The sequence below is a fragment of the Allobosea sp. genome (genome assembly GCF_036675845.1).
GTDB lineage: Bacteria > Pseudomonadota > Alphaproteobacteria > Rhizobiales > Beijerinckiaceae > Allobosea.
In genome coordinates this window covers 1-11,684 of record NZ_JAKFED010000146.1, presented here as the reverse complement: position 1 = coordinate 11,684, position 11,684 = coordinate 1, and the positions used below count along the sequence as shown (strand labels likewise).

General features: G+C 67.5%; 9 protein-coding genes. 6 read left to right on the top strand and 3 right to left on the bottom strand.

From position 1 onward, the window contains the following. The first annotated feature begins 140 nt into the window (after positions 1-140). The 5 genes from V6M56_RS15680 to V6M56_RS15660 all read left to right on the top strand — a co-directional run bounded on the left by V6M56_RS15680 (position 141) and on the right by V6M56_RS15660 (position 7,783). Positions 141-1,283 (top strand): CaiB/BaiF CoA transferase family protein, encoded by a 1,143-nt coding sequence (locus tag V6M56_RS15680; protein ID WP_332685077.1) that lies wholly within the window; start codon positions 141-143, stop codon positions 1,281-1,283. Positions 1,284-1,462: 179 nt separating this feature from the next. Continuing rightward, positions 1,463-2,620: an acyl-CoA dehydrogenase family protein gene (locus tag V6M56_RS15675; protein WP_332685076.1), complete on the top strand. Its 1,158-nt coding sequence runs from the start codon at positions 1,463-1,465 to the stop codon at positions 2,618-2,620. Between the two features lie 201 nt (positions 2,621-2,821). Further along, positions 2,822-3,661, top strand: coding sequence for an HTD2 family dehydratase (locus V6M56_RS15670; RefSeq protein WP_332685075.1), 840 nt, complete (start codon positions 2,822-2,824; stop codon positions 3,659-3,661). 185 nt (positions 3,662-3,846) lie between these two features. Then, positions 3,847-5,802, top strand: a complete 1,956-nt coding sequence (locus tag V6M56_RS15665) for a bifunctional 2',3'-cyclic-nucleotide 2'-phosphodiesterase/3'-nucleotidase (protein WP_332685074.1) — start codon at positions 3,847-3,849, stop codon at positions 5,800-5,802. 256 nt (positions 5,803-6,058) lie between these two features. Continuing rightward, positions 6,059-7,783 carry an ABC transporter ATP-binding protein gene (locus V6M56_RS15660; protein ID WP_332685073.1) on the top strand — a complete coding sequence of 575 codons (1,725 nt, stop codon included), beginning with the start codon at positions 6,059-6,061 and terminating at the stop codon, positions 7,781-7,783. Between the two features lie 142 nt (positions 7,784-7,925). Here V6M56_RS15660 and V6M56_RS15655 read toward each other — a convergent pair whose 3' ends face one another. Then, positions 7,926-8,354 carry a nuclear transport factor 2 family protein gene (locus tag V6M56_RS15655; RefSeq protein ID WP_332685072.1) on the bottom strand — a complete coding sequence of 143 codons (429 nt, stop codon included), beginning with the start codon at positions 8,352-8,354 and terminating at the stop codon, positions 7,926-7,928. Between the two features lie 109 nt (positions 8,355-8,463). Between V6M56_RS15655 and V6M56_RS15650 the strand changes: the two genes are divergently transcribed. Beyond that, positions 8,464-8,799, top strand: a complete 336-nt coding sequence (locus tag V6M56_RS15650) for a DUF6968 family protein (RefSeq protein ID WP_332685071.1) — start codon at positions 8,464-8,466, stop codon at positions 8,797-8,799. Positions 8,800-8,806: 7 nt separating this feature from the next. Here the strand turns inward: V6M56_RS15650 and V6M56_RS15645 are convergent, their stop codons facing one another. Beyond that, a complete protein-coding gene (locus V6M56_RS15645; RefSeq protein ID WP_332685070.1) occupies positions 8,807-10,495 on the bottom strand; it encodes an acyl-CoA dehydrogenase family protein in 1,689 nt (562 codons plus the stop codon). Positions 10,496-10,664: 169 nt separating this feature from the next. Then, on the bottom strand, positions 10,665-11,549 hold the full coding sequence (locus V6M56_RS15640; protein ID WP_332685069.1) for a DMT family transporter: 885 nt from the start codon (positions 11,547-11,549) through the stop codon (positions 10,665-10,667). Positions 11,550-11,684 lie beyond the last annotated feature (135 nt).

The window sequence follows — 11,684 nt, the reverse complement described above, 5'->3', positions numbered from 1 at the left end:
CAAAAGGTTATTTGACTTGAGCGCGACGAAGGGCCCGTTTCTCGCGAGGCCACCAGCCCGCATCCTGAGACGCCGCTACACGGCGTCTCAGGATGCGGGCTCGCGCGGGACATGCGACGAATTCAGGCAAGCGGATTGAAATGACGGACGCTCTCGAAGGAATCCTGGTGGTGGCGCTGGAGCAGGCGGTGGCGGCACCGATCGCGAGCTGCCGGCTCGCCGATGCCGGGGCGCGCATCATCAAGCTCGAGCGGGCCGAAGGCGATTTCTCGCGCGGCTATGACGATTATGCCGAGGGGCTGTCCTCCTATTTCGTCTGGATCAACCGCGGCAAGGAATCCTGCCGGGTCGATCTCAAGAACCCGCAGGACCTCGCCATGGTCGAGGCGATGCTGGCGGAGGCCGATGTCTTCATCCAGAACCTCGCGCCCGGCGCCACCGGCCGGCTCGGCATCGGCAGCGCCGAGCTGCGCCAGCGCCATCGCAAGCTGATCACCTGCGACATCTCCGGCTATGCGCCCGGCACGCCGCACTACAGCCGCAAGGCCTATGACCTGCTGATCCAGGCCGAGGCCGGCCTCTCGGCCGTCACCGGCAGCGAGAGTTCGGGGCCGATGCGCATCGGCGTCTCGATCGCCGACATCGCCACCGGCAATGCCGCCTATGCCGCGATCCTCGAGGCGCTGCTGCGGCGCGCGCGCACCGGCGAAGGCTCGCAGATCCAGCTCTCGCTGTTCGACACCATCGCCGACCTGATGAATGTGCCCTATCTGACGCGGCGCTATGGCGGCATCGAGCCGCCACGGCTCGGCCTCGCCCACCCTTCCATCGCCCCCTATGGCGTCTTCCGGCTGGCCGATGCCGAAGTCCTGCTCGCCGTGCAGAGCGAGCCGGAATGGCGCATCCTCGCCCGCGAGGTCCTGCTCGACGACGGCCTCGCCGAGGATCCGCGCTTCGCGACCAATGTCCTGCGCGTGCGCAACCGCGCCGCGCTCGACCAGGCGATCCAGGCCATCCTCGCGCCGCGCAGCTTCGCAGAGACGACGGCGGCGCTCGACAAGGCCCGCATCGCCTATGGCACCGTCTCCAGCGTCGGCGACCTGATCAGTCACCCGGCCGCAACCGCCCTGCCGGTCGAGACGGCGAACGGGACGGTCGAGGTGCTGGCGCCGCCGGCGATCGTCGACGGCAAGCGCGCGAGGATGCGACGCGTGCCGGCGCTGGGCGAGCACGAGGCGGCGCTGCGGAGCGAGTTCGCGCCGAAGGCGGCGCGTTCAGCCTGATGCCTTCTGGATTCACACGTCGAATGGCAAACCACAGCCGTCATTCCGGACAAGCGGCGAAGCCGCGCAGCTCCGGAATCCATCGTAGAGCGCCGCAGCCTTGCGATGGATTCCGGCGCTCCGCTTCGCTACGGCCGGAATGACGGCAGAGGAAACGGGACTGGCCGTCAAGGCGAACGATGAGCAACAATCCTGACCACACCGACATCCGCGACGCCGTCGCAAGACTCTGCGCCGATTTCCCCGGCGAGTACTGGCGCAAGCTCGATCGCGAGATGGCCTATCCGACCGCGTTCGTCGCGGCGCTGACGCAGAGCGGCTTCCTTTCGGCGCTGATCCCGGAGGATCATGGCGGCGCCGGCCTGCCGCTCTCGGCCGCCGCCGTCATCATGGAGGAAATCCAGCGCCAGGGCTGCAACGGCGCCGCCTGCCATGCCCAGATGTATGTGATGGGCACGCTGCTGCGCCATGGCTCGGATGCCCAGAAGCGCGCCTATCTGCCGAAGATCGCCTCGGGCGAACTGCGCCTGCAGGCCTTCGGCGTCACCGAGCCGACCAGCGGCACGGACACCACCTCGCTGCGCACCACCGCGAAGCGCGACGGCGACCACTACATCGTCAACGGCCAGAAGATCTGGACCAGCCGCGCTGCCCAGTCCGACCTGATGCTGCTGCTCGCCCGCACCACGCCGCGCGACGAGGTCGCCAAGCGCACCGAGGGGCTCTCGGTCTTCATCCTCGACATGCGCGAGGCGCTGGGGGCCGGCCTGACCATCCGGCCGATCCGCACGATGATGAACCACGCCACCACCGAGGTCTTCTTCGACAACGTCAAGGTGCCGGCGGAGAACCTCGTCGGCGAGGAGGGCAAGGGCTTTCGCTACATTCTCTCGGGCATGAACGCCGAGCGCATCCTGATCGCGGCCGAATGCGTCGGCGATGCGAAATGGTTCATCGAGAAGGCGTCGGGCTATGCGAAGGAGCGCCAGGTCTTCGGCCGGCCGATCGGCCAGAATCAGGGCATCCAGTTCCCGATCGCCCGCGCCTACGCCAATATGCGCGCCGCCGAGCTGATGGTGCGCGAGGCGGTCAGGCTCTACGAGGCCGGCGAGAATTGCGGGGCGGAGGCGAACATGGCCAAGATGCTGGCGGCGGACGCTTCCTTCGAGGCGGCCAATGCCTGCATCCAGACGCATGGCGGCTTCGGCTTCGCCGAGGAATACGACATCGAGCGCAAGTTCCGCGAGACGCGGCTCTACCAGGTCGCGCCGATCTCGACCAACCTGATCCTGTCCTATCTCGCCGAGCATGTACTCGGCATGCCGAGGTCGTATTGAAGGCCGCAACGTCAATCGCAAACGCGCGGGGAACCCCTCTCCTGTAAGGAGAGGGGCAGGGGTGAGGTGTTCAGACTGGAAATACTGGCCTGAACCCGACCGCGCGGTGAGCGCTCGCGGAACTGGTCCAACGGCCTACACCTCACCCTGCCCTCTCCTTCCAGGAGAGGGTTCCCCGCGCCCTTTCTCGCAGGGAGCACCATGAACATCGCCCACCTCAAATCCTGGATCGGCAAGACCGAAGAAGCCTCCGACCTGATCACCCCGCGGCTCGTCGCGAGCTATGAAGCGACCTTCGCGCCGCATCTGGCGCCCTATGTGCAAGGCGAGGCGCCGCTCGCTTTGCACTGGTGCCTGGCTCCGCCGATCGCGCCGATGGCGGCGCTCGGCGAAGACGGGCATGCCGCCAAGGGCGAGTTCCTGCCGCCGGTCGAACTGCCGCGGCGGATGTGGGCCGGCGGCAGGATCGAGACCATCGCCCCCTTGCGCACCGGCGACGAGGTCACCCGCCGCTCCGCCATCGGCGATATCGCCTACAAGGAAGGCCGCAGCGGCCCGCTCTGCTTCGTCGCCATCGACCACGAGATCGTCACGCCGCGCGGCGTGGCGCTGCGCGAGCGCCACAACATCGTCTATCGCGAGGCTGCCAGCTCCGGCGGCGAGCCGGCTCCCGCCCCGGTCCCCGCCGAGCCCCGCCCGGCCGATTTGACCTGGACCGTCGAGGCCTCGCCGGTGCTGCTGTTCCGCTATTCGGCCATCACCTTCAACGGCCACCGCATCCATTACGACCAGCCCTATGCCACCGGGGTCGAGGGCTATGCCGGGCTCGTCGTGCACGGGCCGATCCAGGCGACGCTGATCCTCAACCTCATCGCGACGCTCAACGGCGGCGAACCGATCCGGCTCGACTATCGCGGCCTTGCGCCGCTGATCGCCGGCGAGGCCTTCCAGGTCAAGGCGAAGCGGCTGCCGGACGGCGCCATCGCCGCCTGGACGGAAGGCGCGGATGGCCGCGTGCGGATGGAGGGCGTGAGCCGGTAGCACCCCTCGTCATTCTCGGGCGGAGCGAAGCGGAGACCCGAGAATCTCGTGCGGGATAAGGCGCCCTCGCGTCATGAGATGCTCGGGTCAAGCCCGAGCATGACGGCGACCCTCCATCTTCCCGCGTGTCACTCTCCCGCCACGGTGCTAGCGTCTTTCGCGCGGGCCAGACGCAGGAGCCGACGATGGATCGCGAACGCCGTTTCAACCGCCGCGAAACCCTCAAGGCCGGCGCCGCCATCGCCGCGGCTGGCGTGCTCCCCGCCCCGCTCGCGGCGCAGGGCCCGGCGCGGCTGAAACTGCGCCTGCTCGAAACGACCGACCTGCACGTCAATGTCGTGCCTTACGACTATTTCCGCGACGCGGCCGACGACACGGTCGGCCTCGCCAAGACGGCGCATCTGATCAAGGCGGCGCAGGCCGAGGCGAAGAACAGCCTGCTCTTCGACAATGGCGACTTCCTGCAGGGCTCCTCGCTCGGCGACTATGTCGCCTACAAGAAGGGGCTGAAGGCCGGTGAGATCCATCCGATGATCGCCGCGATGAACGCCCTGCCCTATCAATGCGGCACGCTCGGCAACCACGAGTTCAACTACGGGCTGGAGTTTCTCGAGCACGGCTTGGCCGGCGCCGAATTCCCGATCGTCTGCGCCAATGTCGAGCGCTTCGGCGGCGGCACGCTGATCGAACCCTGGCGCATCTTCGAACAGAGCTTCGAGGACGATGCCGGGGCCAAGCACGTCCTCAACATCGCCGTGATCGGCTTCGTGCCGCCGCAGATCATGCAATGGGACAAGGCCAATCTCGACCGCAAGGTCACCGCGACCGACATCGTCGACGCAGCGGAGAAATACCTGCCCGAGATCGCGCTCGCCCATCCAGACCTTACCATCGCGCTCTGCCATTCCGGCATCGCAGGCGGCGAGCGCCGGGGGATGGAGGAGAACGCGGCGCTGCATCTGGCGAAGCTCGACGGCATCGACGTCATCCTGACCGGGCACCAGCACCTGGTCTTCCCCGGCGGCAAAACCTTCGACGGCATCGCGGGCGTCGACAACAAGAAGGGCTCGCTGCATGGCAAGCCGGCCTGCCAGCCCGGTTTCTGGGGCTCGCATGTCGGCATCCTCGACCTCGATCTGGAGAAGCGCGACGGGCGCTGGGAGATCGCCGACTTCAAGGTCGATCCCAGGCCGATCTTCGAGCGCACGCCCGAGCGGAAGATCGTGCCGAAAGCAGAGGCCGAGCCCGCCATCCTCGCCACGGTCAAGGTCGACCATGAAGCGACGCTGGCCTATATGCGCGAGCCGGTCGGCGCGACCGCGGCGCCGATCAACAGCTTCTTCGCGCTGGTCGCTGACGACCCCTCGGTACAGATCGTCGCCGACGCCCAGATCGCCTATGCCAGGCCGCTGCTGGCGCAGACGCCGCACAAGGCCCTGCCGATCCTCTCGGCCGCCGCGCCGTTCAAATCGGGCGGGCGAGCCGGACCGGCCTTCTTCACCGACATCCCGGCCGGGCCGCTGGCGATCAAGAACGTCGCCGACATCTATCTCTACCCGAACACGGTACAGGTCGTGAAAGTCAGCGGCGCGCAACTGCGCGAATGGCTCGAGCGCTCGGCCGGCATCTTCAACCGCATCGATGTCGGCAAGATCGAGGAGCAGAAGCTGATCAATCCGGGCTTCCCGGCCTTCAATTTCGACGTGATCGACGGCGTCACCTACCAGATCGACGTGACGCAACCCTCGCGCTACGACCTCGACGGCAAGCTGGTGGCGCCCGAGGCGCGGCGCATCGTCGAGCTCAGCCATCAGGGCCGGCCGGTCGACGAGGCGGCCGAGTTCATCGTCGTCACCAATAATTACCGGGCCTCGGGCGGCGGCAATTTCCCCGGCACGAAGACGACGATCGTGCTGGAGGCGCCCGACCTCAACCGCGACGTTGTGGTGCGCTACATCCTGGAGAAGAAGACGATCAACCCGGAGGCGGACGGCAACTGGTCGCTGAAGCCGCTGCCGGCGAACCTCAACGTCACCTTCCCGACCGCGCCGGCGGCGGCGGGCAAGAAGCCGGAGGGGTTGAATGCGGAACCCGTTGGTGACGCGGGCGAAGGCTTCGTGAAGTATCGGCTGGGCGGGTGAGGCTTACGCCGGACGGGCGTCAGGCGCGGGGAACCCCTCTCCGGAAGGAGAGGGGCAGGGGTGAGGTGTTCGGAAGGGAATTCGCTAGCCTGAACCTGACCGCGCGATGAACGCTCGCGGAACTGGTCGAACGGCCTACCCCTCACCCTGCCCTCTCCCTTCGGGAGAGGGTTCCCCGCGCCCTTCGCCATCTGAAGCGCCCTCCCCTGCATCCCGCTCATGGCCCCTCGCCCGGCCCCGTGCTAATCCGCCGGCCATGCTCAAGCGCTTCTTCGCCTATTACCGGCCCCACCGCGGACTCTTCCTGCTCGATTTCTCCTGTGCGGTGATCTCGGGGCTGCTCGAGCTCGGCTTCCCGATCGCGGTGAAGCTGTTCATCGACAAGCTGCTGCCCGGCGGCGACTGGGCCCTGATCGTGCTCGCCTCGCTCGGCCTGCTGGCGATCTATCTGGTCAATACCGGCTTGATGGTGGTGGTGACCTATTGGGGGCACATGCTCGGCATCAACATCGAGACCGAGATGCGCCGCAAGGCCTTCGACCATCTGCAGAAGCTCTCCTTCGGCTGGTTCGACAACCAGAAGACCGGCCATCTCGTCGGCCGGCTGACCAAGGATCTCGAGGAGATCGGCGAGGTCGCCCATCACGGGCCGGAAGACCTGTTCATCGCGGTGATGACCTTCATCGGCGCCTTCCTGCTGATGCTGATGGTGCATGTCGAGCTGGCGCTGATCACCGCCACGATCGTGCCGCTGATGGCCTGGCTGACCAGCCGCTATGGCAGGCGGATGACCAGGACCTGGCAGAGCCTGTTCGGCCGGGTCGGCGCCTTCAATGCCCGCATCGAGGAGAATGTCGGCGGCATCCGCGTCGTCCAGGCCTTTGCCAATGAGGATCATGAGCGCAGCCTGTTCGCCGAGGACAACCAGCGCTATCGCCGCACCAAGCTCGACGCCTACCGGCTGATGGCGGCCTCGACCTCGCTTTCCTATTTCGGCATGCGCCTGACCCAGATGGCGGTGATGGTCGCCGGCAGCTATTTCGTGCTGACCGGCGGCCTCAGCGCCGGCGGCTTCGTCGGCTTCCTCCTGCTGGTCAACGTCTTCTTCCGGCCGATCGAGAAGATCAATTCGGTGATCGAGACCTATCCGAAGGGCATTGCCGGCTTCCGCCGCTATACCGAGTTCCTCGACACGCGGCCCGATATCGAAGACCTGCCCGGCGCGCTCGCGGTCTGCGGCCTCAAGGGCGACATCGCCTATGAGAATGTGAGCTTCGGCTACACGCCGGACCGCAAGATCCTGAAGGGCATCGACCTTGCGATCCGCGCCGGCGAAACCATCGCCTTCGTCGGCCCGTCCGGCGCCGGCAAGACCACGATCTGCTCGCTCTTGCCGCGCTTCTACGATGTCGAGGGCGGTGGCATCAGCATCGACGGCATCGACATCCGCGCGATGACACTTGCCTCGCTGCGCAGCCAGATCGGCATCGTCCAGCAGGATGTCTTCCTGTTCGCCGGCACGATCCGCGAGAACATCGCCTATGGAAGGCTCGGCGCGAGCGAGGCCGAGATCGCCGACGCCGCCCGCCGCGCCAGGCTCGACGAGATGATCGCGCGGCTGCCGGACGGGCTCGACACGGTGATCGGCGAGCGCGGCGTCAAGCTCTCGGGCGGGCAGAAGCAGCGCCTCGCCATCGCCCGGATGTTCCTGAAGAACCCGCCGATCCTGATCCTCGACGAGGCGACCTCGGCGCTCGACACCGAGACCGAGCGCGCGATCCAGGCCTCGCTCGCCGAGCTCGCGAAGGGCCGCACGACGCTCGTCATCGCGCATCGGCTGGCGACGATCCAGGACGCCGACCGCATCGTCGTCATCGACGAGAGCGGCGTCGCCGAGCAGGGCCGCCATCAGGAGCTGGTCACGCAGCCCGGCATCTACCGCCGCCTGCACGAGGCGCAATATGGCGGGCGGCGAGGCTAGCGAGTTGCGCCCCGCGCGTCATGCTCGGGCTTGACCCGAGCATCTCCTGCAAGAGATTCTCGGGTCTCCGCGGAGTTTATCCTTGGGCCGACCGAAGGTCGGACCCGAGGGCTTCGCCCGAGAATGACGGCTGGGAATCGGCTTACGCCAGCGCCGCCGCAATCGCCGCCGTATCGTAATAGAACGGCGTGCCCTCGATCAGGCGCCCACCCTCGAAACGCAGCAGCTCGGCGAAGGGCTGCTCGATCACCACGCCGTTGCGGCGCGCGGTCAGGCGCAAGGCGCAGGCCATGAAGACGGTGTCGCCTGCCTTGGCGGCCTGCATGCCGTCGACGGCAAGATCGCTCCAGGTCTCGCGCATCGCCCTGAACAGCCGGCCGATGCCGCCCAGCCCGCGCCAGTCGCCGGCATAGGGCAAGGACGCCGGCTCATGCACCACGACATCGGGATGAAAGGCGGTGGCGAGCAGATCGAGATCGGTCTCCGGCTGTTGCAGGAAGCGCATCTCGACGGCGAACATGCGTTCGAGCAGGTCCATGGCGGACGGGTCGGCGGGAGCGTTGATGTTCATGATGGGCCTCGGGACTGACGCGGCCGATAACGACCGCCAATGCTTCAAGCCTGGCCTGCTCAACGCCTATGGTGACACCCGGATTCTGTCCTCACGCGAGGTGCCGGCGATGACGATCTTGCAGAGGACACTGACCTATGCCGCCGATTCCGGCGATGTCGAAGTGCCGGTGAGCGTGGGAGCGCCGTGCAGGGGCGAGCGCGACTGGTCCTGCGCCTACGAGATCGGCTGGCCGGGCGAGCCCCGCCGCGGCTTCGGCCATGGCGTCGATGCGACCCAGGCGACGCTGCTCGCGCTGAAGGCGATCGGCACCGACCTCTACACCAGCGATTACCACCGCTCGGGCCGGCTCAGATGGCTGGAGCCCGGCGACGGCGATGGCTATCCAGTGCCGAAGGTCATCGGCCACCTTCTGATCGGCGGCGATGCCGCGGACGAGGGATAGTTGCCCCTCACCCCTCGACCAGCCGCCGGGCGATCACCTGCGCCTGGATCTCGGCCGCGCCCTCGAAGATGTTGAGGATGCGGGCGTCGCAGAGGACGCGGCTGATCGGGTATTCCAGCGCAAAGCCGTTGCCGCCATGGATCTGCAGGGCATTGTCGGCCGCCGCCCAGGCGACGCGGGCGCCGAGCAGCTTGGCCATGCCGGCCTCGAGGTCGCAGCGGCGCTCGGCGTCCTTCTCGCGGGCGGCGAAATAGGTGAGCTGGCGGGCGATGACAAGCTCGGCCGCCATCATGGCGAGCTTGTCGGCGACACGCGGGAAGGCGATCAGCGGCTTGCCGAACTGGATGCGCTCCTGGGCGTAGCGCAGGCCGAGGTCGAAGGCGCATTGGGCGACGCCGAGGGCGCGTGCCGCCGTCTGGATGCGGGCCGCCTCGAAGGTCTGCATGAGCTGCTTGAAGCCCTGGCCCTCGACGCCGCCGAGCAGGTTCTCAGCCCTCACCTCGAAACCGTCGAAGGCGAGCTCGTATTCCTTCATGCCGCGATAGCCGAGCACCTCGATCTCGCCGCCGGTCAGGCCGGCGACCGGGAACGGGTCCTCGTCGCTGCCGCGCGGCTTCTCGGCGATCAGCATGGAGAGGCCGCGATAGCCCGGCGCGTCCGGGTCGGTGCGGACCAGCAGCGTCATGATGTCGGCGCGGACGGGGTGGGTGATCCAGGTCTTGTTGCCGGAGACCCTCCAGACAGCCGCATCCCCTTCGCCGTCCTTCACCGCTTTGGTCCGGAGCGAGGCGAGGTCGGAGCCGGTGTTCGGCTCGGTGAAGACGGCGGTCGGCAGGATCTCGCCGGAAGCGATCTTCGGCAGCCAGTATTCCTTCTGCGCGTCGGTGCCGCCGCAGAGGATCAGCTCGGCGGCGATCTCGGAGCGGGTGCCGAGCGAGCCGACGCCGATATAGCCGCGCGACAGTTCCTCGGAGACGACGCACATCGAGACTTTCGAGAGCCCCATGCCGCCGAATTCCTCGGGAATGGTCAGGCCGAAGACGCCGAGCTCGGCCATCTGCTCGACCACCGGCATCGGGATGTACCGGTTCTCGAGATGCCATTCATGGGCGTGCGGCGTCACCTGCGCCTCGCAGAAGCGGCGCATCTCGGTGCGGATCGCCTCCAGCGTCTCATCGAGGCCGGGGTCGCCGACGCTGGCGAGGCCCTGGCTCTGGCTGAACAGCGCGACGAAGCGGGCCCGGTTCTCCGGCGTGTTGCCCTCGGCGATCAGCGCGTCGGCGGCGTCCGAGCAGGCATCGGCGACGGCCCCGGCCGAAAGGCCGAGCGCCGGGAGACGCACGATCTCGCCCTGGCTCATCGGGATGCCGCCGAAGATCTGCGCGGCATATTCGCCGGCGCCGATCCTGATGGCGTAGTCCTCTATGGCGCCGTAGCGATCCTCGGCCTGCAGGCGCTCGCCATAGGCCTTGAGCTCACGCAGGGCCATGACATAGGTCGCGAGCCAGGACAGGCCATGGGCGGCGTGCTGCTCCTGCTCCAGCTTCGCCGCCGAGACCCGGCCCTCGACCACGACCTTCCGGCGCACCGCGGCGACGGCCTGCTCCAGCAGGGTCTCGAAGCCGGGCAGCGCGGCGCCGATCAGCTCGATGGCGCTGGCCTGCGCGGCGGTCTCGAGGGCGGCGTTGGCGCTCATGGTCTCTCTCCCTTTTATTGCGGCGCAGCATAAGGGAGATTCCGGCGGTTACGGAAGTCGTCTTTTTGGCGGAGAATCGTCATTGCGAGGAGGCGCAGCCGACGAAGCAATCCAGGGGGCGTCGAGCGAGCCCTCCTGGATTGCTTCGCTGCGCTCGCAAAGACGACGGCTACTTTCGGCTGGCGAGGACGACGCCGAGCACCGCGACCGCCATGCCGAGAAGCTGGACCGGCGACAATGTCTCGCCGAAGAGCAGCCAGGCCTCGATCGCGACCGCCGGCGGCACGAGGTAGAGGAAGGTCGCGGTGCGCGAGACCTGGCCGCGACGGATCAGCAGAAGATAGAGCCCGATGCCGCCGAGCGAGAGGGCGAGCACCGACCAGGCGAGCACCAGCGCCATGGTCAGGTTCCACTCGATCCGCATCGGCTCGAGCAGGAAGGCGAAGGGCAGCGTGACCAGGAAGGCGGCGGCATACTGCACCGCCGTCACCGTGCGCAGATCGCCCGAGACGATGCGCGCCTTCTGCCAGAACGAGCCGAAGGTAACGGCGAACATGCCGACAACGTTGACGACGACCGGCACGAGCACCGCCCGCAGCGCCTCGGGCGCGACGCCGACAAGCTTCGGTTCCAGCACGAGCCCGATACCGATGAAGCCGCAGACGATGCCGGCCCAGCGCACGGCCGAGATCCGCTCGCCGACGATGAGCGGCGCGAACAGCGCCGTCAGCACCGGCTGCAGGCCGGCGATCAGGCCGGAGACGCCGGCAGGAAGGCCGTGGCGCACCGCCCACCAGACGCCGCCAAGGTAGATCGCGTGCAGCAGGATGCCGGCGATGGCGCAGTCGAGCAAAGCCCGCCGGCCCTTCGGCCAGGGCGCCCCGACCGCGAGCGCGATCGCCGCGATGGCGATGCCGGCGCAGGCATAGCGCAGCGACAGGAAGGTCAGCGCGTCGGAATAGCGCGCCGAATAGCCGGCGACGATCCAGCCGCTCGACCAGAGGAAGACGAAGAGCACCGGCGAGAGGCGCAGGAAGAGCGGGGAGTCGAACATGGCACCGACTTTCTAGAGCCGGATGCTTTCAGACGGAATCGCGAAGCGCTTCCGTCTGAAAGCTGAATCCGTCTCTCATCAAGGAGTGAGAGCAGGATGATCGCGAAAAACCGGTTCCCACTTTTTCGCATCCTG

Bases quoted from the DNA above. Each gene is read 5' to 3' on its own strand.
- V6M56_RS15680 (WP_332685077.1), top strand. From the start codon at position 141: ATGACGGACGCTCTCGAAGGAATCCTGGTGGTGGCGCTGGAGCAGGCG.
- V6M56_RS15645 (WP_332685070.1), bottom strand. From the start codon at position 10,495: ATGAGCGCCAACGCCGCCCTCGAGACCGCCGCGCAGGCCAGCGCCATC.
- V6M56_RS15665 (WP_332685074.1), top strand. From the start codon at position 3,847: ATGGATCGCGAACGCCGTTTCAACCGCCGCGAAACCCTCAAGGCCGGC.
- V6M56_RS15675 (WP_332685076.1), top strand. From the start codon at position 1,463: ATGAGCAACAATCCTGACCACACCGACATCCGCGACGCCGTCGCAAGA.
- V6M56_RS15650 (WP_332685071.1), top strand. From the start codon at position 8,464: ATGACGATCTTGCAGAGGACACTGACCTATGCCGCCGATTCCGGCGAT.
- V6M56_RS15670 (WP_332685075.1), top strand. From the start codon at position 2,822: ATGAACATCGCCCACCTCAAATCCTGGATCGGCAAGACCGAAGAAGCC.
- V6M56_RS15640 (WP_332685069.1), bottom strand. From the start codon at position 11,549: ATGTTCGACTCCCCGCTCTTCCTGCGCCTCTCGCCGGTGCTCTTCGTC.
- V6M56_RS15655 (WP_332685072.1), bottom strand. From the start codon at position 8,354: ATGAACATCAACGCTCCCGCCGACCCGTCCGCCATGGACCTGCTCGAA.
- V6M56_RS15660 (WP_332685073.1), top strand. From the start codon at position 6,059: ATGCTCAAGCGCTTCTTCGCCTATTACCGGCCCCACCGCGGACTCTTC.